The sequence below is a fragment of the Nocardia sp. CC213A genome (genome assembly GCF_030766805.1).
Classification (GTDB): domain Bacteria; phylum Actinomycetota; class Actinomycetes; order Mycobacteriales; family Mycobacteriaceae; genus Nocardia; species Nocardia otitidiscaviarum.
On the sequence record NZ_JASFXA010000009.1, the window covers coordinates 219391 to 241138 of the forward strand.

The 21748-nt window shown below is 68.5% G+C and carries 20 protein-coding genes, 1 pseudogene and 1 riboswitch; of the genes and pseudogenes, 10 read left to right on the forward strand and 11 right to left on the reverse strand.

Annotation, left to right across the window (positions count from 1 at the left end):
* Positions 1 to 99 precede the first annotated feature (99 nt).
* Positions 100 to 2859 (forward strand): FAD-binding and (Fe-S)-binding domain-containing protein, encoded by a 2760-nt coding sequence (locus QJS31_RS18850; RefSeq protein ID WP_306357276.1) that lies wholly within the window; start codon positions 100 to 102, stop codon positions 2857 to 2859.
* A 94-nt stretch (positions 2860 to 2953) separates the two neighbouring features.
* Here QJS31_RS18850 and QJS31_RS18855 read toward each other — a convergent pair.
* Positions 2954 to 3244: pseudogene (locus tag QJS31_RS18855) on the reverse strand (3-oxoacyl-[acyl-carrier-protein] synthase III C-terminal domain-containing protein); the annotation flags it as partial.
* A 431-nt stretch (positions 3245 to 3675) separates the two neighbouring features.
* On the opposite strand from QJS31_RS18855, the gene QJS31_RS18860 reads away from it, so the two are divergent.
* Positions 3676 to 4608: a DNA-3-methyladenine glycosylase gene (locus QJS31_RS18860; protein ID WP_306357277.1), complete on the forward strand. Its 933-nt coding sequence runs from the start codon at positions 3676 to 3678 to the stop codon at positions 4606 to 4608.
* Positions 4609 to 4854: 246 nt separating this feature from the next.
* Here QJS31_RS18860 and QJS31_RS18865 read toward each other — a convergent pair whose 3' ends face one another.
* Positions 4855 to 5055, reverse strand: a complete 201-nt coding sequence (locus tag QJS31_RS18865) for a hypothetical protein (RefSeq protein ID WP_282784096.1) — start codon at positions 5053 to 5055, stop codon at positions 4855 to 4857.
* On the reverse strand, positions 5036 to 5239 hold the full coding sequence (locus QJS31_RS18870; RefSeq protein WP_029932399.1) for a hypothetical protein: 204 nt from the start codon (positions 5237 to 5239) through the stop codon (positions 5036 to 5038). Before QJS31_RS18870 ends, QJS31_RS18865 begins: the two co-directional genes overlap by 20 nt.
* A gap of 476 nt (positions 5240 to 5715) precedes the next feature.
* Here QJS31_RS18870 and QJS31_RS18875 point away from each other — a divergent pair, with 476 nt between their 5' ends.
* Together QJS31_RS18875 and QJS31_RS18880 are read left to right on the forward strand one after the other, a co-directional pair.
* Positions 5716 to 6618 carry a helix-turn-helix transcriptional regulator gene (locus QJS31_RS18875; RefSeq protein WP_282784099.1) on the forward strand — a complete coding sequence of 301 codons (903 nt, stop codon included), beginning with the start codon at positions 5716 to 5718 and terminating at the stop codon, positions 6616 to 6618.
* Positions 6615 to 6818, forward strand: coding sequence for a DUF397 domain-containing protein (locus QJS31_RS18880; RefSeq protein ID WP_282784101.1), 204 nt, complete (start codon positions 6615 to 6617; stop codon positions 6816 to 6818). The genes QJS31_RS18875 and QJS31_RS18880 overlap by 4 nt, the downstream gene beginning before the upstream one ends.
* 414 nt (positions 6819 to 7232) lie before the next feature.
* Here QJS31_RS18880 and QJS31_RS18885 read toward each other — a convergent pair whose 3' ends face one another.
* Genes QJS31_RS18885 through QJS31_RS18895 form a run of 3 tightly spaced genes read right to left on the reverse strand, consistent with a single transcriptional unit; the run spans position 7233 to position 10777 of the window.
* Positions 7233 to 7982, reverse strand: a complete 750-nt coding sequence (locus tag QJS31_RS18885; protein ID WP_282784103.1) for a succinate dehydrogenase/fumarate reductase iron-sulfur subunit — start codon at positions 7980 to 7982, stop codon at positions 7233 to 7235.
* Positions 7983 to 7984: 2 nt separating this feature from the next.
* Positions 7985 to 9913, reverse strand: coding sequence for a fumarate reductase/succinate dehydrogenase flavoprotein subunit (locus tag QJS31_RS18890; protein ID WP_282784105.1), 1929 nt, complete (start codon positions 9911 to 9913; stop codon positions 7985 to 7987).
* 30 nt (positions 9914 to 9943) lie between these two features.
* The gene (locus QJS31_RS18895; protein ID WP_306357278.1) at positions 9944 to 10777 is read right to left on the reverse strand and encodes a hypothetical protein; all 834 of its coding nucleotides are present in this window, start codon (positions 10775 to 10777) and stop codon (positions 9944 to 9946) included.
* Between the two features lie 353 nt (positions 10778 to 11130).
* Between QJS31_RS18895 and QJS31_RS18900 the strand changes: the two genes are divergently transcribed.
* The gene (locus tag QJS31_RS18900) at positions 11131 to 12456 is read left to right on the forward strand and encodes an acetyl-CoA acetyltransferase (RefSeq protein WP_282784109.1); all 1326 of its coding nucleotides are present in this window, start codon (positions 11131 to 11133) and stop codon (positions 12454 to 12456) included.
* Between the two features lie 311 nt (positions 12457 to 12767).
* Positions 12768 to 12998, forward strand: a complete 231-nt coding sequence (locus QJS31_RS18905; RefSeq protein WP_282784111.1) for a hypothetical protein — start codon at positions 12768 to 12770, stop codon at positions 12996 to 12998.
* Between the two features lie 182 nt (positions 12999 to 13180).
* On the opposite strand, the gene QJS31_RS18910 is transcribed toward QJS31_RS18905, so the two are convergent.
* The 4 genes from QJS31_RS18910 to QJS31_RS18925 all read right to left on the reverse strand — a co-directional run bounded on the left by QJS31_RS18910 (position 13181) and on the right by QJS31_RS18925 (position 17711).
* Positions 13181 to 13471, reverse strand: a complete 291-nt coding sequence (locus QJS31_RS18910) for a hypothetical protein (protein WP_029932390.1) — start codon at positions 13469 to 13471, stop codon at positions 13181 to 13183.
* A 183-nt stretch (positions 13472 to 13654) separates the two neighbouring features.
* A complete protein-coding gene (locus QJS31_RS18915; protein ID WP_282778208.1) occupies positions 13655 to 14629 on the reverse strand; it encodes an alpha/beta fold hydrolase in 975 nt (324 codons plus the stop codon).
* 357 nt (positions 14630 to 14986) lie between these two features.
* Positions 14987 to 16942, reverse strand: a complete 1956-nt coding sequence (locus QJS31_RS18920; RefSeq protein ID WP_282778209.1) for an acyl-CoA dehydrogenase family protein — start codon at positions 16940 to 16942, stop codon at positions 14987 to 14989.
* A gap of 121 nt (positions 16943 to 17063) precedes the next feature.
* Entirely contained in the window at positions 17064 to 17711 is a 648-nt protein-coding gene (locus tag QJS31_RS18925; RefSeq protein WP_282778210.1) for a GNAT family N-acetyltransferase, read from the reverse strand.
* Here QJS31_RS18925 and QJS31_RS18930 point away from each other — a divergent pair.
* Positions 17622 to 18533 (forward strand): LysR family transcriptional regulator, encoded by a 912-nt coding sequence (locus tag QJS31_RS18930; protein ID WP_282778211.1) that lies wholly within the window; start codon positions 17622 to 17624, stop codon positions 18531 to 18533. The genes QJS31_RS18925 and QJS31_RS18930 overlap by 90 nt on opposite strands.
* Before the next feature lie 9 nt (positions 18534 to 18542).
* On the opposite strand, the gene QJS31_RS18935 is transcribed toward QJS31_RS18930, so the two are convergent.
* Entirely contained in the window at positions 18543 to 19727 is a 1185-nt protein-coding gene (locus QJS31_RS18935; protein ID WP_306357279.1) for an ATP-binding protein, read from the reverse strand.
* 230 nt (positions 19728 to 19957) lie between these two features.
* Between QJS31_RS18935 and QJS31_RS18940 the strand changes: the two genes are divergently transcribed.
* From QJS31_RS18940 to QJS31_RS18950, 3 genes are all read left to right on the forward strand, one after another.
* On the forward strand, positions 19958 to 20215 hold the full coding sequence (locus tag QJS31_RS18940) for a hypothetical protein (protein ID WP_306357280.1): 258 nt from the start codon (positions 19958 to 19960) through the stop codon (positions 20213 to 20215).
* A 211-nt stretch (positions 20216 to 20426) separates the two neighbouring features.
* A riboswitch (cyclic di-AMP (ydaO/yuaA leader) is annotated at positions 20427 to 20591 on the forward strand.
* A gap of 49 nt (positions 20592 to 20640) precedes the next feature.
* The gene (locus QJS31_RS18945; RefSeq protein ID WP_228813177.1) at positions 20641 to 21276 is read left to right on the forward strand and encodes a C40 family peptidase; all 636 of its coding nucleotides are present in this window, start codon (positions 20641 to 20643) and stop codon (positions 21274 to 21276) included.
* 3 nt (positions 21277 to 21279) lie between these two features.
* Positions 21280 to 21687, forward strand: coding sequence for an RNA-binding S4 domain-containing protein (locus tag QJS31_RS18950; RefSeq protein ID WP_282778213.1), 408 nt, complete (start codon positions 21280 to 21282; stop codon positions 21685 to 21687).
* Positions 21688 to 21748: the final 61 nt, after the last annotated feature.

Sequence of the window (21748 nt, forward strand, 5' to 3'; positions counted from 1 at the left end):
GATCCGGCTGTGCCCAGCGCGGCCTCCGCCGCCGGGATGTCTCGTGCAGCTCCCCGCCGGTGGGCACCGTCGCTGCGGTGGGCCGCCTAGGCTGACAGCGTGACCGATTCGCTGGAACGGGCGCTGCGGGGCCGGATCGCGGGTGAGGTGGACGCCTCGCCGCGGCGGCGCGCCGAGTATTCCACCGACGCCTCGAACTACCGGGTGCCGCCCCGGGCGGTCGTTTTTCCGCGCACCGTCGCGGATGTGGAATCCACGCTGGCCTTCGCGCTGGTGGAGGGCCTGCCCGTGACCGCGCGCGGAGGCGGAACCTCGGTGGCGGGCAATGCGATCGGGTCCGGGATCGTGCTGGACTTCAGCAGGCATATGCACGCGATCCTGGAGGTGGACGCCGAACGCGCGCTGGCCCGGGTGCAGCCGGGGGTGGTGCTGTCCACCCTGCAGCGCGCGGCGGGCGCGCACGGCCTGCGCTTCGGGCCGGACCCGTCCACGCAGAACCGCTGCACGCTGGGCGGCATGATCGGCAACAATGCCTGCGGCCCGCGCGCCGTGGCCTGGGGGCGCACCTCGGATACGGTGCGAGAACTTCGCATTCTCGACGGTACCGGCGTCGAGCGCACCCTCGCCGACGATCCGGCCGCAGTGCCGGGGCTGCCCGAATTCACTCGTGCGAACCTGGCCCTCATCCGCACCGAACTGGGTCGCTTCGACCGGCAGGCATCCGGGTATGCGCTGGAACACCTGCTCCCGGAGCGCGGTTCGTCGATCGCCAAGGCGTTCGTCGGCACCGAGGGCACCTGTGGCCTGCTCCTGGAGGCGACCGTCGGGCTCGTGCCCATTCCGGCCGCCACCGTGCTGGTCGTGCTCGGCTATCCCGATATGCCCACCGCCGCGGACGATATCGCCGCCGTCATGGCGGGCGCGCCCATCGCGGTGGAGGGCCTGGACGCTCGCCTGGTCGACGCGGTGCGAGCGCATCGCGGCACGGTGCCGGAGCTCCCGCGCGGCGGTGGCTGGCTGTTCGTGGAGTTCGGCGGCGACAGCCCCGATCAGGTGCGGGCGGCGGCCGAACGGCTGTGCCGCACCGCCCATGCGCTCGATTCCCGAATCGTCACCGATATCGCTGTGGCCCAGGCACTCTGGCGGATTCGCGCCGACGGTGCCGGGCTGGCCGGTCGTACCCCCGACGGCACTCCGGCCTGGCCCGGTTGGGAGGACGCCGCCGTCCCGCCCGAGCGTCTGGGCGCGTATCTGCGCGAATTCCAGGCCCTCACCCGCGATCACGGCCTGGACGGCCTGCTCTACGGTCACTTCGGCGACGGCTGCATTCATGTGCGCCTGGATCTGCCGATCGCCGATGCACCGCAACGTTTCCGGTCCTTCCTGGAGGATGCCGCCGATCAGGTGGTGAAGTTCGGCGGTTCACTGTCGGGCGAGCACGGCGACGGTCGTGCCCGCTCGGAACTGTTGGCGCGCATGTACTCCCCCGCCGCGCTGGCCGCCTTCGCCGGATTCAAGGCGCTGTTCGATCCGGATGACGTGCTCAACCCCGGGGTCCTGGTCGACCCGCGCCCGATCGACACCGATCTTCGGCTGGCCGGGCTGCGGCCGGTGTCCGCCGCCGGCGGCTTCGCCTATCCCGGCGACGGCGATATCGGCACCGCGGTGCACCGCTGCGTGGGCGTCGGCAAATGCCGTGCCGATACCCGCGCCTCCGGCGGCTTCATGTGTCCCTCCTATCTGGCCACCGCCGACGAGAAGGACAGCACCCGCGGCCGTGCCCGCGTACTCCAGGAGGTGGCGCGCGGCGCGCTCGACTGGCGTTCGGACGCGGTGGCGGAATCCCTCGATCTCTGCCTGTCCTGCAAGGCATGTCATGCGGACTGCCCGGCCGGTGTGGACATCGCGACCTACAAGTCCGAGACCCTGCACCGCCGCTACCGGGGGCGACGCCGCCCGCTCGACCACTACTCGCTCGGGCGGCTGCCGCGGTGGCTGGCGGCTGCCTCGCGGCTGGCCCGGCCGGTCAACGCCCTCGCGAAGATCGGCCCGCTGCGTCGAATCGGCTTGCGCGCGGCCGGAATAGATCCCCGCCGACCGGTGCCCGCGCTGGCGCACAAGAGTTTCCGTCGCGGATGGACCGGCAGCACGGCCGTCGGCCCGGAGGTGATGCTGTGGGTGGACACCTTCACCGACGGCTTCGACCCCGATATCGCCTCGGCCGCGGTGGACCTCATCGAATCACTGGGCTACCGGGTGCGGATTCCCGAGCGCCGGGTGTGCTGCGGCCTGACCTGGATCAGCACCGGGCAGCTGGACGGCGCGCGCACCCGGCTGCGCGTCACCGTGGACGCCCTCGTCGACCATGTGCGCGCCGGCGGCCTGGTGGTCGGGCTGGAACCGTCCTGCACCGCCGCCCTGCGCGACGACCTGCCCCGCCTGCTGCCCGGCGACGAGCGCTCGGCCCGGGTCGCGGCGGCGGTGCGGACCCTGGCCGAATTCCTGCTGGAGCAGCCGCGGTGGCGGCCACCCGATCGCGCCGCCACCACGGTGGTGGTGCAGCCGCACTGCCACCAGCACGCGATCATGGGCTTCGCCGCCGATCGCGAGGTCCTCGCCCGCACCGGCGCGACGGTGGTCCCGATCGCCGGTTGCTGCGGCCTCGCCGGCAACTTCGGCATGCAGCGCGGCCACTACGACCTCTCGGTCGCGGTCGCCGAGAACACCCTGCTGCCCGCCCTGCGCGCGGCGGGCCCCGACGCCGTCTTCCTGGCCGACGGCTTCTCCTGCCGCACCCAGGCCGACCAACTGGCCGGACGTCCCGCCCAACACCTCGCCCAATTCCTGCGGGACACCTGAGCCGCGCGACGCACCACCGCGCACGATTGCCGCCCGCCTTCGGTACGCCCATCTCAGCACGACCTCATCGCGCGCCCACCGACGCCATACCGCGTCAGCGCGGAGACCCGACGGACAGGCCCGCGCCGAAGGCGATGAGCAGGGCGGTGCCGCCGGGCTTGGCGTCGCCGTCGCGCAACAGCTGCTCCATGGCCAGCGGGATCGAGGCGGCCGAGGTATTGCCGGTCTCCTCGATGTCATTGGCCAGTGCGCAGCTCTCCGGCAGCTTCAGCACCCGCGCCATGATCTCGATGATCCGGCCGTTGGCCTGGTGCGGGATCAAGGCGTCCAGGTCGCTCATCTCGATACCGGCGACCTCCACGGCATCGCGGCACACCTTTCGTATGGCGTCCGGTGTCGCGAACTCGCCGAGTGGCGCAGGTACACGAGCGGAAGATGCTCGCGCCCTGCTGAGATGACGGCACCGATCGCGGCGCGGCGCTGTGTGCTCACGGCATCCTTGCCGTGAGCATGGTGGCGTGCGGGGACGGCCCGCGTCGCCCGCAGCATGTGGGCGGCCGTCAGTGCTGCACCACCCTCTCGTGCGCGGCTGCTGTGGCGCGGCCACTGTGTTGCCGCATTGCTGTCGCGGTTGCTCCATCGCCGTCGCGCGGATGTCATCGACCGGGCCGCGGCGCGGCCGAAGTCCCCCGTTGTCGCTCCATGGCGACGGGACGTCATGGTGCGCTGCCGGGCGTCGTGGCAGCGGAGTGGTGCGGCTCACCCGGTGGCGGGATACCGGTCCGAACCGTCCGCGCGATAGCGCAGAATGGCGCGGTGACCGCAGCCACGACGGAGACCCCGCGAACGCGGACCGTGCGCTCCGATCGTCCGATCGACCTGGCCGGTACCGTCCTGCCGCTGCGGCGCGGTCCCGGTGACCCCTGCTACCGCATCACCCGCGACGGCGCGCACTGGCATGCCTCGCGCCTGCCCAGCGGGCCGGTGACGTATCGGCTGCGCCAGGCCGACCGGCACGGGGTCGACGCCGGTGCCTGGGGGCCGGGTGCGGAGGAGTTCCTGGAACGGCTGCCCGGGATGCTGTGCCTGGACGAGGACCTGAGCGGTTTCGCCCCGGCGCACCCCAAGATCGCCGAGGCGCTGCGGCGCAATCCCGGCTTGCGCATGCTGCGCACCGGCCGGGTGTTCGAGGCGCTGGTCCCGGCGGTGCTGGAGCAGAAGGTGCATACGGTCACCGCGCATCAATCCTGGCGGAAGCTGGTGTGGCGCTACGGGACTCCCGCTCCGGGCCCGGCCCCGGACAGCCTGTGCCTGATGCCGGACGCCGAGACCTGGCGCCATATCCCGTCCTGGGTCTACCACCGCGCCAATGTCGGCCCGCAGCGCTCGAAAACCATTGTGCTGGCGGCTCGAATGGCCGCGAAGCTGGAGCGGGCGGCGGACCTGGACCACGCGGCCGCCGCGCGACTGCTGTGCACCGTGCCGGGCATCGGCGTCTGGACCGCCGCCGAAATCGCCCAGCGCGCCTTCGGCGACGCGGACGCCCTGTCCGTGGGTGACTTCCACCTGGCCGCCACCATGGGCTGGACCCTGCTCGGCCGCCCCATCGACGACGACGCCATGGTCGAGTATCTGGAACCGCTGCGCCCACACCGCTATCGCGCGGTGCGCCTCCTGGAGTTGGCGGGTTTCGCCCACAAGCCCAAATTCGGCCCCCGCACCCCGTACACCGACCACAGCCGCATCTGACTCCGCGGTACCCGTCCCGCGACCGACAGCGGGTACCGGTCCCCGCGCTGGAGCGACAGCGTCCACAGCCTTATCGGGGCCGCGCCCACCGGACTCGAGGTCGGAAACTGTCGGGTCGGCGCTGAAAGTCGGGCCCGAGGCGGCCGTTCGGCGGTGTGACGGCCGCCCCGGACCCGACGCCGAACCTTCGCGCGGGTGTGACCGGGGGTGATCGACGCCCGTCGCGATGTCGGAACCTCACCGGATCTACCGGCGGTGCCGGGCGCCTTCCCCAGACGTGCCCGGTTCGGCCTGCCACTTCCGGCGGGCGGGTACGGGTGGCTGCCGGGTCGGTGCGGCGAGCAGGGCCCGGCGAATATCGACCAGCAACCACACCAATCGGTGGGTGGCGCGGTCGAGCAGATCCGGTCCGTGCGCGGCGGTGCGGTTATGGCAGGGCGCGCTCATCGAGAACACACCGCCCCTCGTCGACGAGGGTGGCGCGGGCCCGCCGCCGCACCCGACAGGTGTCCACCGTGCAGTCCAGGTGCATCTGCATGGCCGCGTGCGCCTGGTCGACGGTCATGATGCCGGGGTCGGTCCGGCACCGCATGAGTCCGGCGACATGCATGTTCAAGGAGGTCAGCTGCATTACGCCACTCCCGCCGCGCACACCGTGCGGTGTGGCGTCGGAGGGTGACAATCCCAGGTTGTCCACCCGTTTGCCAGACGGGCGGTGTGGATACGTCTGCGGATACGACGGGGGGTGACGCGTTCAGCCATAACTCCTCGTTCCTGCGTGTGAATCCTGTCCCTGCGTGCGAGTTGTGGAGCGTGCCCGGAGGTTTCAGTCAAGGTAGGGGCCGAGGTGCTGTCCGCCCCGGGCACATTCTCAGCACACCATGAGCAGACATTCGGCGTAGTGATTTCACAGATTCCCACGGAAAAACGCGCGAATTCCCAGCAGCGAATCCGTTCGGGAGAGCAGGATTGTCCATAGTGGACGAAGCCCCCCTGCCATGCTGTCGATGAACACCGATCTGCGTACCGGGCGGGAGCCGGTGTGCTGCACGACTTTCAGCGTTTTGGTGACCGCCCGCGCGTGAACACTCGAGAACGGAGCGCGCTGTGTCAGTTGGTCCCGCGAATTCCCCGAGCGCCGCCTCGACGCTGCCGCGCCGTCAGCTCGGCCGCTATCTGCGGGATTGGCGCACCCAGGCAGGATTGACCATCGCGGAGGCGGCCAAACTCATGGAGTGGGGCGCCAGCACCCTGCAGCGCCTCGAGAAGGGCAATGCCGATCGCATTCGCACCATCGATATCCAGGAGCTGTGCCGTATCTACGGCATCCCCGACGAGATCGCCGAGGGGCTCAAGGGTTTGGCCCAGCAGGCCGCGGTGAAAAGCTGGTGGCATTCCTACGGCGACCTCATTCCGGAGAATTTCGACGTCTACGTGGGTTTGGAGGCATCCGCGCAGCAGCTTTCCTGCTACCAGTCCGAACTGGTACCCGGACTGCTGCAAACCGCCGACTACGCGCGCGCCCTCAACCGGCTCGGATACCCGGACGACTCCGAGGCGGAGCTGGAGCGGCGCGTGCAGTTGCGGATGCAGCGCCAGGCCCTGATCACCCGCCGTCACCATCCGGCCAGCGTCGCAATGGTGTTGCACGAATCGGTATTGCACCGGTTGGTGGGAAGTGCCAAGGTGATGGCGGCGCAGGTGCGGCACCTGGCGGAGCTGAGCACCCGTGACAATGTCGCGCTGCGCATCCTGCCCTTCAGCGCCGGTGTCCCGCTGGGACTTTCCACCGGCCCGTTCGTGATTCTCGAGTTCGGAACCGACGGCAGAGGGCAGTCGGTGGAGCCGCCGGTGGTCTATGTCGAGGGCTTCACCGGGGATCTGTATCTGGAACGACAAGGCGACGTGCAGCGCTACAGCCGGGCACTGGACTGTCTGGAGCGCTGCGCGTCGGACATCCAAACCAGTAGGAACCTGCTGCGGCAGGTGGCGAAGGAGTATTCGGCATGACTATGGATCTGGCCGGGGCGCACTGGTTCAAGAGCAGTCGCAGCGGCGCGGGCAAGGAATGCGTGGAGGTGGCGTTCCTGTCGGGCGGTCGCGTCGGCGTCCGCGACAGCAAGAATCCGGACGGCCCCGCCCTGATCTTCGCGGGCGGCGACTGGTCGAGCTTCACCACGGAGATCACCGAGGGCGCGTTCGACGCCTGACGACCCCGGCGGCGGGCGTACCCCACCTGCCCGCCGCCGGGGCGTTCCCTCCCATCCCCGGGAAGATCACGATTGTGCACCCGTTCGGCAACGGCAGTATGTTTGCCCGCGCTAAGTACGGGTAATCCAATATGCGTGGACCGAGGGCTCAGGAATTCTCATCCGCCCCGGTACCGCAAATTGCTCCCGGACGATTGGGTCGAACGTCTGATCGTTGGAATGCTCTTCGCGGTATCGGCGGTAGGCATATTCGTACTGACCGGCGCATTGGTACCCGCGCTGGCGGTCGGTGTATTGGTGGCGGCGGTCGCCGTCGGCGTGGTGGAGATGCTGTGACCACCCCGATGCCGTTCCGACGTGGTTTTGGCTGGAATCACGGGTGGATTCCAGCCAAAAGCGGGCCGGAGGCGGCGTCTACTTGCGGCGAAAGAGCTTGTTGCCCAGCCAGACCAGTGGATCGTACTTGTGGTCCACCACCCGCTCCTTCAGCGGGATCAAGGCGTTGTCCGTGATCTTGATGTGCTCGGGGCACACGTCGGTGCAGCACTTGGTGATATTGCAGTAACCGAGCCCGGCCTCGTCCTGAGCGAGTTCCCGGCGATCCGCCACGTCCAGCGGATGCATTTCCAGTTCGGCGATGCGCATCAGATACCGCGGGCCGGCGAAGGAGACCTTGTTCTCCTCGTGATCGCGCACCACGTGGCAGGTGTTCTGGCACAGGAAGCATTCGATGCACTTGCGGAATTCCTGCGACCGCTCCACATCCTGCTGCCGCATCCGATACTCACCCGGTTTCAGATCCGCGGGCGGCGTGAAGGACGGGATTTCGCGCGCCTTCGTGTAGTTGTACGACACATCGGTGACCAGGTCCCGGATCACGGGGAAGGTGCGCATGGGCGTCACCGTTACCACCTCGTCCTGGGTGAACGTGGACATGCGGGTCATGCACAGCAGCCGCGGTCGCCCGTTCACCTCGGCCGAGCAGGAACCGCACTTGCCCGCCTTGCAGTTCCACCGCACCGCCAGATCTGGAGCCTGGGTGGCCTGCAGGCGGTGGATGATGTCGAGCACCACCTCGCCCTCGTTCACCTCCACGGTGAAATCCTGCAGTGCACCGCCCTCGGTGTCGCCGCGCCAGACCTTGAATTTCGCCTCGTACCCCATGGCTAGGCATCCCCTTTCCCGGACGCGGGATGAGCCGCGAGTTCGGTTGGGCTGTAGTACTTCTCGAGTTCCTGCAGGTCGAACAGCGCGAGCAGGTCGGCGCGCATGGGCGGCTGCTCCTCCGGCGTCACCGTCACCGACGGCACCGTGAAGCCCACCTCGTCCGGATCGACCCGGCACACCAGCAGCTTGTTGCGCCACGCCGGATCCATGCCGGGGTGATCGTCGCGGGTGTGCCCGCCCCGGCTCTCGGTGCGCAGCAGCGCCGCCTGCGCCACACATTCGCTGACCAGCAACATATTTCGCAGATCGATGGCCAGGTGCCAGCCCGGATTGAACTGCCGGTGCCCCTCCACGGTCACGTCGTCGAAGCGGTCCCGCAGTTCGGAGAGCCTCTCGACGGCCTGCTTCAGCTCATGCTCCTTGCGGATGATGCCGACCAGATCGTTCATGGTCTGCTGCATATCGGTGTGCAGCGTGTACGGGTTCTCCCCCGGCCCGGTGGTCGGCGGATCGAACGGCTGCAGTGCGGCTTTCGCGGCCGCGGCGATATCGGCGTCCGCGATGGCGGGGCGCTCGCTCAGCCCCTCCACGTAGGTGGCCGCGCCCAGGCCCGCGCGGCGACCGAAGACCAGCAGATCCGACAGCGAGTTGCCGCCGAGGCGGTTGGAGCCGTGCATCCCGCCGGAACACTCACCGGCCGCGAACAATCCGGGGACGGTCGCCGCGCCGGTATCCGGATTCACCTCGATGCCGCCCATGACGTAGTGGCAGGTCGGCCCGACCTCCATCGGCTCCTTCGTGATGTCCACATCCGCCAGCTCCTTGAACTGGTGGTGCATGGACGGCAGCCGCTTCACGATCTCGGCGGCGGGCAGGCGCGAGGCGATATCCAGGTACACGCCGCCGTGCGGGGTACCCCGGCCCGCCTTCACCTCCTCGTTGATGGCCCGCGCCACCTCGTCACGCGGCAGCAGATCCGGTGTGCGCCGGGCGGAGTCGTTGTCCTTCAGCCACTGGTCGGCCTCCTCCTCGGACTCCGCGTACTGCCCCTTGAACACCGAGGGGATGTACTCGAACATGAACCGCTTGCCCTCGGAGTTCTTCAGCACGCCGCCGTCACCGCGCACGCCCTCGGTGACGAGGATGCCCTTCACGCTGGGCGGCCAGACCATGCCGGTCGGATGGAACTGCAGGAACTCCATATTGATGAGCGTGGCCCCGGCGCGCAGCGCGAGCGCGTGTCCGTCGCCGGTGTACTCCCAGGAGTTCGAGGTCACCTTGTACGACTTGCCGATACCGCCGGTGGCCAGCACCACCGCCGGGGTCTCGAACAGGATGAACCGGCCCGACTCCCGCCAGTAGCCGAACGCCCCGGAGATGCGGTCGCCGTCCTTGAGCAGCTCGGTGATCGTGCACTCCTGGAAGATCTTGATGCGCGCCTCGTAGTCGCCGGTCTCCGCGAAATCCTCCTGTTGCAGCGAGACGATCTTCTGCTGCATGGTGCGGATGAGTTCGAGCCCGGTGCGGTCGCCGACGTGCGCGAGGCGGGGGTAGGTGTGCCCGCCGAAATTGCGCTGCGAGATCCGGCCGTCGGAGGTGCGGTCGAACAGCGCGCCGTAGGTCTCCAGCTCCCACACCCGATCCGGGGCCTCCTGCGCGTGCAGTTCGGCCATCCGCCAGTTGTTGAGGAACTTGCCGCCGCGCATGGTGTCCTTGAAATGGGTCTGCCAACTGTCCTTCTCATTGGCATTGCCCATGGCGGCGGCGCACCCGCCCTCGGCCATGACGGTGTGCGCCTTGCCGAACAGCGATTTGCACACCACCGCGACCGAGAGTCCGTGTTCGCGCGCCTCGATTACCGCGCGCAGTCCGGCGCCACCGGCACCGATCACGACGACGTCGTACTTGTGCCGTTCGACTTCAGGCATAGGACCGAATACTCCTGACGATGGGGATGATCAGTTGATGAATCGGAGGTCGCCGATGGTCCCGCTCGCGACCAACATGACGTAGAAATCGGTCAGCATCAGCGTGCCGAGCGTGATCCAGGCGAACAGCATGTGCCGGGTGTTGAGGCGGGATACCTGGGTCCACATCCAGTACCGCACCGGATTGCTGGAGAAGTTCTTGAGCCGTCCGCCGGTGGCATGGCGGCAGGAGTGGCACGACAGCGTGTACGCCCACAGCATCACCACATTGACCAGCAGGACCAGATTGCCCAGACCCAGCCCGAAGCTGCCGTCGGAGTTGGTCAGCGCGTACAGCGCGTCGTAGGTGTTGATCAGGGTCACCACCACCGCCGCGTAGAAGAAGTAGCGGTGCGAGTTCTGGATGATGAGCGGCAGCCGGGTCTCGCCGGTGTACTTGGCGTGCGGTTCGGCGACGGCGCAGGCGGGCGGCGACAGCCACACCGACCGGTAATAGGCCTTGCGGTAGTAATAGCAGGTGAGCCGGAAGCCCAGCAGCAACGGCAGCACCAGGAAGCCGAGCGGAATCCACATCGGGAGCTCACCAACCGGCGTCCCGAAGTGCGCGGAGCCCGCGACACAGGAATCGCTCACGCACGGTGAGTAGAACGGTGTCAGGTAGCGGTACTCGTCGACCCAGTATGCCTCGCGCACAAACGACCTGATGGTCGCGTAGACGACGAATGTGCCCAGGCCGAGCACCGTGATCAGTGGCGGTAGCCACCAGCGGTCGGTGCGGAGGGTGCGGCTCGCAATAGCGGCACGGCTCTTGCTGAATACTCCGGTGGCGCCCGACTCCGGGGCGCTCGTCGGTGCGGCGCTCACTGCTGGATGCCTCGCTGCTCTACCCCGTGGAACGTCATCGTTACCTCCGGCATCGAATGTGATGCCCAGCACCTTACGACAGGTGCGCTATCACCCGGGCACTGTCCCGGGAATTCGGACCCGCCCGCAAACCCGTGATTTGCGCCACATTTCCTCGGTGCGTCGGGGGCGAGCTGCGGTGGTGAACAAACCGCAACCCTCACGAACCAGGCACGAGCCCAGTGAGATTCAGCGAATCGCGCACCGAAACAAAACTTGATTCTGGAAATTCGGTCCACCGGGCGTCACACGGCAGCAACAAGTCTGTGATGCCCTGTCCTGCGAGATCGACATCCGGGGGAAGGAGCCGGACCATGAGGAGAGCCGCCATCGTCATGCCCATGCGCACACCGGTCGGCCTGCCCGCCGGAGCGTTGGGTGCCGTGGCTCCGCATCGCCTGATCGCGACGGCGCTGTCCGCCGTCCTGGGCCGCTCCGGCATCGACCCCGAGCGGATCGAGCACCTGGTCACCGCCGTCCCCACTCCGGAACCCGCCCGCCTGGCCGCCGACCTGGCCGGAATCCCGCCCGCCATCGGACATTTCCCGATCGGTGCGGGGCCGGGCAGCGGACTGCGCGCCCTCATCACCGCGGCCATGATGGTGCAGGCCGAAACCGCCGACGTGGTCCTCGCCGTCGGGGCGGAGTACCCCCGAACGGGGACGATGCCCGGCGGGTCGGGTCAGGGGCAGCCCCCGCCGTACACGGCGGGGTTCGCGCGTCGCGGCGATGGCGAATCCGGCGCGCCGCCACTGATTTCCGCACGGTACGTCGGCGACGGTGACGGTCCGGCGGTTGCTCGGGCCGAGGGGGCGGCCCGAGCGGCCCTGGAGCGGGTCGAGTATCTCGCGGCGCACTACGGGATCACCCGGGTGCAGGCCGACGAGGTGGCGGCGGTGAGCCATCGGCGGGCGGCGAAGGCCCGCCGCCAGGGCGTGTTCGGGACCGAGACCGCGCCGGTGGTGGTATGCGCCGATCCCGACGACATGAACTCGGACGTGGTCCAGCTGATGGACCGGGACGAGGGGCTGCGCGACGACGTGTCGCCCCGCGCCTTCTCCACCCTCCTGCCACTGTTGCCCGGCGGGATCACCACCACCGCCAACAGCAGCGCCCGTACCTTCGCCGCTTCCGCGTGCCTGGTGGTGGCCGAGGAGCGGCTGGCCGACCTCGACCTGGAACCCCTGGGCTATCTGGTCGGGTGGGTGAACGCCGCCGTGGATCCGGCCGTTCCCCTTCCCGCTTCCGCCGAGGCCACCGCGAAGGTGCTGTCCCGCAACGGTTTCGAACTCGGCGATCTGGACCTGGTCGAGGTGGACGAATCCGACGCCGTCGAAATCCTGGCCCTCGAGCACCTGTGGGGCGACTGGGATCCCGAGGACACCCGCCTCAACGTACACGGCGGCGCAATCGCCCTCGGCGATCCGGGCGGCGCGGCGGGACTGCGCATCGTCACCACTTTGCTCCACGAGCTGTCCCGCCGCGAGGGCGGCCGTGGTCTCGCCGTAACCGCTTCCGGCACTTCGCAATCCCTGGCCGTGCTGTTCGAAACCCCGCACTCCCGCCCCATCACACCCACCCCGCGCGGCGCCCGCTTCCACGGTTCCCGCTCCCGCCGCTCCGGCCGCCACCGTGCCTGACCGCCACCGTGCCTGACCGGCCCTGTGCCTGAACGGCTGTCGTGCGTGTTCGGCGGCCGCGGCTGACTGGCCGCCGTGCGTGTTCGGCCGCCGTGGCTTGATCGCCGCTGCGCCCGGTCGACCGCTGCGCCTGGCCGACACCGCGTGCTCGACCGGTCCTGTGCCCGTTGACCCCGGTGGCGCGGTGCCCCATGATGTGGGGGCTGACCGGCGCGGTGTCGCGCGGCTACCGTGCTGTGGATACCGGCCGGAAGGCCATGCGGCGCAACAAGATCGTGTGCCGTTCAGCTTGAGAACACGGAGGCTTTGCCGTGCGTCGAACCGCTCGTCTCGTCATGATCGGGGCGGTGTCGGCCGCCGCCCTCACCACCGCGACCGCTCCCGCGTCCGCGGATATCACCGGCTCGGCCAGTGGTTCGGCCTCCGGCTCGGCCACCGGCAGCGCCGATCTGGCGACGGTGATCAGCCAGCTGTTCATCACCATGTCCGCCAACACCGCCCCGAACTGCCCTTACGGCAACATCTTCTGCTTCGTCCGCTGATCGGCCGTTCACGCTGTCCGGCGGGGCGTACGAATGCGGCGGCCGTGCGCCGTGTTCGCGGTGGCGTGGTCGGCCGGTTCGTACCGCCCCGCGTAAGCGGTCCCGCACCCCGCTGCGGTGCGGGACCGCGCACGGCCCCTGGGGATCGCACCCGCGCGTGGCGGGTGCGGAGGTCGATCCCCCTACTTGGTGCGGGGACGAGAGTGGAAGCCCAGCCCCTCGTCCTGCGCGCCCATCCAGGCGGCCTCGTCGGACTTGGAGTCCGGGACGTAGATGACGTCCTGGTCGCGGCGGGCGGCGACCTCGGGCGGCGGTGCCTGCTCGAAGTCGTCCGCGTCGATGGCGAGCCGCTCGAGGTCGTTCTCCAGGCGGCGGACCGGGCCCGCGTCCCCGTAGTGCGAGCGCAGGGCGGTCACGCACTGCCGGAGCTGGCCGACCGCGTAGCGGAGTTCCGCAATCTCGCTGCGTGTCATCGAAACCTCCTCGAGCCGTGTGACAGACCACACATCGTGATCTACAACACAGTACGGCATGGATCGGGATATGGCTCGTCCGAGCGATGTAAGCGCAGGTCAGCCGGGTGGCTGACCGTCGACTCCACCCACGATAGCCCGAAATTTGCCCGTTCGGCAGGGGGGTGCTGAGCGCATCCCGCGCTATCCCGCGACCGCGAATTCCGGACCGAGTTCCGGCCCTCGACCGGGCAGTGCGGCCAGCGCCCGGTCGACGAGGGCGACGATGGCCGCGGCCACCTCCGCGGCCCGTTCCAGGATCACGCTGTGCCCGGCCCCGTCGATGCGGACCAGCTCGCTGTCGTCGAGTTGGGAGGCGAGTACGACGGAGTGGGCGAAGGGGATGACGATATCCGCCGATCCCGCGAGCACCAGGGTGGGAATCGCGCCCAGCCGGTGCAGGGTGGCGGTCTCGTCGAAGCGGATCAGCGAGTCCAGGAAGGCCGACATGGTCAGTAGCGGCGTCTCGTTGAGGATGGTGGTGGCCACCGCGAGCACCCGCGGGCTGACCTGGCGGGTGCCCAGCGCCGCCTCCCGCATGATCGGTTCGAAGAAGCGGCGACTCAGATGCTTCGACGCCTGCATGAACCGCGGCGCGCGGCGCACGGCCAGGTTCAGCGAGCTGACGGCCGGACCGGAGAGGAAGCGCCCGAGCCCCACCCGGGTGACCCCGTTGGCGGCCCCGGCGATCAGGCCGACGCCCGCCACCCGGCTGCCGATGGTCTCCGGGTACAGCCGCGCGTAGGCGAGCGTCACCATCGCCCCCATCGAATGTCCCACCAACACGACTGGGCCGGTGGGCACCACCGTGCGCAGCACAGCGTCCAGATCCTGCGCGAGTTGGTCGACGGTGTAGGTGCGCGGATCGGCCACCCCGGAATCCCCGTGCCCGCGATGGTCGTAGAACACCATGCGGACATCCGCGCCCCAGTGCCGCTGCAGATGTTCGCGCAGGAAGGTCCAGGATTCGGTGCGCAGGCAGTGCCCGTGGACGAACACCACGGTGACGGGCGCGGCGGCCGGACCGAAGTCGCGCACCGCGATGGGGGTGCCGTCGGCGGCCGTGACAGTGGTGTGGTGGCCGTCGGAATCGGCGGCGCGGCGGCTGAGCAGGGACATGACGCCTCCTCGAAGAGATCGCCTTTAGCCCGGTTGTCGATAGTCATTGCCGCGGCGTTAACCGGCCACACCTGGCGTTATGCACAAGTTGTCTAACCGACGCCGCCGATCGATACGAGCCGATCGGCGAATCTTCGAATATCTGGCCAACGGCCTAGAACCCGCTAGAAAACACTGCCAAGGTGAACACCTTGAGGATTCTAGATAAATCTAGCGATCTCACTAGAAAAGTGTAGATAATGCTGACGACCGTGCCGCGCACAAGAATCTGCCCCTATCTAGCGCGATTGCTAGATAGGGGCAGATTGGTCTGAGCACCGGGGCGCCCAGCCCCTTTCCGGTCCGGCGTCCGGAGTATCAGGTCGACGCGGAGGTGCGCGTCGACGGCAGGAACGGCCGCAGCAGATTCGGTTCCGTGGACGGTCCCATCTGCCAATCCGAGATCCACGGCCCGGTGCCCTCGCTCGGGTCCAGCGCCCCCGCCTCGAGCCAGCGGTACCGGCCGTCCAGCAACCCGCGCGCGATCTCGGTGTCGGCGTCGTCGGTGTTGTCCCACAGCGCGTCGAACAGGCGCTGCACCCGCAGTCGCGACTGGCGGCAGAACACATCGGCCAGTTCCTGTGCCGCCGCGCCCTCGGGTCCGCCCTTGCGCATCTCGGCCTGCGCCCGCACGCACGACGCCGCCATGGCGAACAGCTCTGCGCCGATATCCACGATGCGTCCCAGGAAGCCCTGCTTGTACTCGAGCTTGGCTTGCCACCGTGCCATGCCGTACATGAGCGCCCGCGCCTGCTTGCGCGACATCCGCTCCACGAAGCGCATATGCCGTGCCAGCGGCCCGAATTCGCCGAAGCTGGCGGGTACCGTGCCCGAACCGACGGCCAGCTGCGGGAACCACTTGGCGTAGAAGCCGCTCGCCCCCACCGCGGCCTTGGCCTTGTCCTTCAACTCGGCATTGCGATCGACCAGCGCTCCGGCCGCCGCCATGTGCGCGTCGGCCATCTCGCGGGCGATGAGCAGGCGCATGATCTCGCTGGAGCCCTCGAAGATGCGGTTGATGCGCAGATCCCGCACCAGCTGCTCGGCGGCCACCGCCCGTTCACCGCGCGCCCGCAGCGAGGCCGACGACTCGTAGCCGCGTCCGCCGCGAATCTGCACCAGTTCGTCGGCGATGGCGCAGCTCATCTCCGAGGCCCACAGTTTGGCCAGGGCCGCTTCGATGCGGATGTCGTTGCGGTCCTCGTCGCACATGGTGGCCGAGAGGTCCAGCACCGCTTCCAGCGCGAAGGTGGTCGCGGTGATGAAGGACAGCTTCTGGCCGACCGCGGCGTGCTCGCCGACCGGCCGCCCCCACTGCACGCGGGTCGCCGACCACTCCCGTCCGATCTTGGTCGCCCATTTGGCGGCGGCGGTGCACATGGCCGGAATGGCGAGCCGGCCCGCGTTGAGGGTGGTGAGCGCGATCTTCAACCCGTCCCCCTCGCGCCCGACCAGATTCCGCTTGGGCACCCGCACCTCGTGCAGCCGCGTGACACCGTTCTCGATACCGCGCAGCCCCATGAACGAATTGCGGCGCTCTACGGTGATGCCCGGGCTGTCGGCCTCCACGATGAAGGCCGAGATCCCGCCCCGATGCCCGTCGCTGCGGGGCACGCGCGCCATGACCACCAGCAGTTCCGCGACCACGCCATTGGTGGTCCACAGTTTCACGCCGTTGAGCTCGTAGGCTTCCCCGTCCGGGGTCGGCGTGGCGGTGGAGGCCATGCGCGCCGGATCGGAGCCGACATCGGGTTCGGTGAGCAGGAACGCCGACACGGCCCCCTTGGCGCAGCGCGGCAGGAACTCCCGCTTCTGGTCGTCCGTGCCCGCGAGCTTGAGCGGTTCCGGTACGCCGATGGACTGGTGCGCCGAGAGCAGCACGCCCAGGCTGGGGTGGGCGGAGCCGACCAGCATGAGCGCCTTGTTGTAGCCGACCTGCGAAAGCCCTTGTCCGCCGTACTCTTCGGGGATCTTGAGGCCGAAGCAGCCGAGCGCTGCCAGTCCTTCCACGTATTCGGTGGGGATGCGGCCCTCGGCCTCGATCCGGTCGCCGTCGATGGTTTCGCAGAAGGCCCGCAGCCGGGTCAGGTACGCCTCGTACTTCGCCGTGTCCTCGGCGCTGGGCCGCGGGTAGGGATGGATCAGGTCCAGCCGGAAGCGCCCCAGAAACATCTCTTTGGCGAAAGAGGGTTTGGCCCAGGTGGTTTCGCGGGATTCCTCGACAAGTTGCCGGGCTTGCTCCTCGGTGGCGTCGACTTTGGCGGCAGTCGCCATGATGTCCTCCCTCGGACGTGATCGGAATCACATTCGAGTGTAGGAGTGTTTGTTACCCGCCGGTAGATCCGTTGTCAGTCTGAAATATGCTGCCTTGCAATGATCTTGAATGGGTGGGCAATTACTCGGCTAATACAGTCAGGTCGTACTTCATGAACACATCGGCGCGGTCGTAGGGGCTCGGCGGCAGTTCCTCCGGTGGCACGTGCACGAACCCCGCCGACTCGTACAGGTGCACCGCATTGGCGAGCTTCCGATTGCTCGCCAGAATCAGGGTGGTCGCGCCGAGTTCGCGCGCCGCGTCGATGGCCGCCGCGAGCACGAGCCGTCCGATTCCCTGCCCCCGATACCGCGGCGACACCGCCATTTTCGAGATCTCGTAGACCCCGTGGCCCTCCGGCACCACCGCACCGCAGCCCACGATCTCGTCACCGACGCGGGCGATCAGCACCCGACCGCCCTTGGCGACGATCTCGCGTTCCGGATAGTCGAGCAGGGCCGAATCGGCGGGTTCGAGGGTGAAGTAGGCGCGAATCCACTCCTCGTTGAGTTCCTTGAACGCCCGAGCATGGGCGGGCGTGCTCATGGTTTCGATAGTCGGTTGTCGCACCTGATCAGCATGCCCGGCCTGGAACAATAAGGTCCAATACTTGATAGCTGCGATTGATACGCTCGTCTTATGGTTGAGGGTGTGGAGCTGCGGCACCTGCGGTATTTCCTGGCGGTCGCCGACGAACTGCACTTCGGACGGGCCGCCGTCCGGCTGCACATCGCCCAGCCCGCGCTGACCCAGCAGATTCGCCGGCTCGAAACCCTGCTCGGCACCAAGCTGTTCGACCGCACCTCGCGCAGCGTCGCGCTCACCGCCGCCGGTGCGGTGCTGCGCGAGCGGGCCGCCGCCATCCTCGGGCACGCCGCCCGCGACCTGGACGAGGTGAGCCGGGTGGGACGCGGCAGCCAGGGGCGGCTGTACCTCGGTTTCGTCCCCTCGGTGCTGCCGCTGGAGCCGCTGCGCGGAGTGCGTCGCTTTCGTGAGCTGTATCCGCTGGTCCGGGTGGATCTGGTGGAGGGTTACACCTCGCGGATGATGGAGCAGCTCGGCCACGGCGCGCTCGATACGGTCATCGTGCGCGACCCCGACGAACTGCCGAATGTCCGGACCGCGCCGCTGATCACCGAGCCCTACGTCGCGGTGCTGCCCGCCGACCATCCCGACGCCGGGCGCGCGGCCATCACCGGCGCCGAACTCGCCGACCATCCGCTGGTCTTCTTCCCCAGGGCCGCGGGACGGCTGGCGCACGAGAAGAATCTCGCGCCGCTGCTGCGCTCGGGACGGCAGCCGCAGGTGGTGCAGGAGGGCAATACCTGGACGACCATCATGTATCTGGTGGCCGAGGGGCTCGGGGTCACCATCGCGCCGCGCAGCGCGACCTTCACCGCGCCCGCCTCGGTCCGCATCCTCCCGCTCGCCGAAACCGATGCGGAGACCACCGTCTACGTCGCCCATCGCCGCGATGACGACCGCGCGCTGATCCACAATTTCCTCGCGCTGCTGCCGAATCACGGGAATGCGGGCAAACTTCCGGCATAATCTCCGGTCCTAGGGCACGCCGCGCAGATATCGGCCGAAATGCGGAACCGTGAATCCGATGGAACCGCGCTCCGCCGAATAGATGAGACCTTTCTTGATCAAACCGTCGCGGGCCGGTGACAGCGACGCGGGTTTGCGTTCCAGATGTTTCGCCACCGCGGCGGTCGGCACCGGGCCCTCGTCACCGGCGAGATCGGCCATGGCGCGCATGTACTCCCGCTCGGCCGGGGTGGCGCGCTCGTACCGGGAACCGAAGAACCCCACGGCCAACTCCTCCTCGGCGTGCGGTGCGGCCACCTCGACATCCTCGGCGGTGATGGGGCTCTGGGCGGCCACGTCCCAGGTCGCCTTCCCGTACGCCTGCACGAAATACGGGTAGCCGTCGGCCTTCCGGTAGAGCGTGTCGAGGGCCTGTTCGGTGTACTTCACGTTCTCCCGCTCGGCCGGCGCGATCAGCGCCTGATCGGCGGAGTCGCGGTCGAGGCGGTCGATGCGGTGATAGGAGAACAAGCGCTCGGAGTACGACTTGGAGGCCGAGAGCACGGCGGGCAGATGCGGCAATCCCGCGCCCACCACGATCAAAGGCGCGGCGTCCTGGCTCAATTCGTGGCACGCGCCGCAGATGGCGGAGACGTCGGCCGGGCCGAGATCCTGCATCTCGTCGATGAACACCGCGATGCCGACCCCGCGGTCGCGCACCAGCTGTGCCGCCTCCAGCAGCAGTTCCACCAGGTCGATCTCGATATCGCCGGAATCGGCGCGGCCGGTGACGGCGGGGACGTCGATACCCGGATTCCAGCGCTCCCGCATGCCCTTGTCGGCGGTGGCGCGCAGGGCGAAAGCCTTGAGAATGCCGAGGAAGTCGTCCATCTGCTCGGGATTGCGATGCGTGGTCGCGATGGAGCGCACCGCCATGTGCAGTGCCGACGACAGCGGTCGCCGCAACCCCTGATCGGGCCGCGCCTCCAGCTTGCCGGTACCCCAGCCGCGCGCCCCCGCCGCCGAGCGCAGCTGATTCAACAGCACCGTCTTGCCGACGCCGCGCAGCCCGGTGAGCATGACGCTGCGTTCGGGGCGGCCGCGTGCCACCCGCTCCAGCACGACATCGAAGGCGTCGAGCTGACGGCCACGGCCCGCGAGTTCGGGCGGACGCTGGCCCGCTCCGGGGGCGTACGGGTTGCGCACGGGATCCATGCCGCCCAACCGTAGCGTGAAATCGGTGGACTATCGGGGTATCTACGGAGTCCCCTAGAGATGGCTATCGATTGGCATATCGGCCGCCCGGGTACTGCGTCGGCGACGGTCCGAAGCATCGACGGTCCGAAGCATTCGTGCGTCCGCGAGATTCCGGTTCGCATCGCGGGCGAGCGCACGTCTCTACTCTTATGTCTGATTCGCGAAGTAGCCCAGCGCAGGGAGGGACCATGTCGGAGGAAGCTGCACCTGTTCCCACCGTCGCGGAGGTGGTCGAATCGTGGAACGTGCCCGAGGAGGCGCCCGTGGCGGCGCGTATCCGCAACAACATCCTGGTGGCCATCGAGCGCGGATACGACGATCCGCAACTGGTCGCCGACCTCGCGGTGGGTCCGCTGGTCATGGCGCTGGGAAAACTCGAGGTGGAGTTGGCCGACGCCCGGCGGCGGATCGAGCACCTGGAGCGCACGGTGACTCCGGACGAGTGAGGCGCTCGCCGTCCGGTTTCCGTTTCGGTAACGGGGGTAACGCCTCCCGTGACCCGGTTGTGACTCGGCGTGTGTGCGTTGAATCGTCCGCTCAGCGGGCGCTTTTGCGCCACGCCGCAACACACCCGCGTGTGGGGTGGACAACATCGGCCCCGAGCCGTAATCTTCTCGTGACTTAGCGGAGTCTGTCGCTTCATCGGAGAGGCGGCCCGCGACGTTACCGCCTAATCGGAAGTCGGGAGAAGGTGCCGACACCGAACCGGGGACCCAGAGTTCGTGGGGTGAATCCTCATCGGCCGCAAGGCCACCGAGGTAGGGCCGATCTTCCCGGCCCGAACCCGTCAGCTAACTCGGTCGGCGGTCAGAGCAAGGAAGATCGGAGATGTAACTCGGTGGGTAAGCACAGCTTGCAACGGGAATCTCGGTTGCCGAATTCCGTGAAGGGCGCTCTTGTCATGGGCGCGTTCGCCACGGGTGCGTTCCCGGCGATCAACGCCAACGCGGCTCCGATCGAGATCCCCGGAATCGGTACCTTCGACACTCCGCTGTCGGAACAGGATGCCTCGGCGGTCAATACACAGGTTCAGGCATTCACCTCCGGGGTGCTCAACCCGGAGACCAACCACTTCGGTGGTGGCCTGGGTGTCGGTGGCGGCGCGCAGCTGCCCGGCATCGCCCCGCCGCAGTTCGACCTCCCCGGCTTCGGTCAGCAGCAGGGCCCCGGCAATATCGCCCTGGAGGCCGCCAGGACCAAGGTCGGCGCTCAGTACTCCTGGGGCGCGTCCGGCCCGTACAGCTTCGACTGCTCCGGTCTGGTGCAGTGGGCGTACAAGCAGGCCGGAATCGACCTGCCCCGCACCAGCTTCGAGCAGTCCCACGTCGGCGCGCCGATCGCCTTCGAGAACCTGGCTCCCGGCGATATCGTCATCACCAACGGCGGTGGCCACGTCGGCATCTACGCCGGCGACGGCAAGCTGCTGAACGCGGTCCAGTCCGGCACCCCGGTCTCCTACACCCAGCTCAGCGAGGATCAGGTCGTCACCGCACGCCGTATCGTCTAGGACGTGGCGTCCGACCGAACCAGTGCACCGGCTCAGGCCCGCGTCGATTCGTGGATCTGGGCCGTTCGCCTTTTCAAGACCCGCTCGGCGGCGGCGACGGCCTGCCGCGGCGGGCATGTGCGCGTCAACGGTACGGCGGTGAAGCCCGCCCACCAGATCAAGCCCGGCGACGAGATCCGAGTCCGGGTGGGCGGTCTGGAGCGCATCGTGATCGTCGAGCGCGTCATCACCAAGCGTGTCGGCGCACCGATCGCCGCCCAGTGCATGATCGACCGCAGCCCACCCCCGCCCGATCCGCAGCTCACCGCGCTCATGCCGCGCCGTGACCGCGGCTCCGGTCGACCGACCAAGCGCGAGCGTCGCGAGACCGATCGACTCCTCCGCCTGCCCGGAGCGTCAGGGCGCGACTGAGCCGACGCCCGTGCCCGTGGACCGGTGAGTCACGTCGGCCCGCTGACCGACGGTCAGCCGC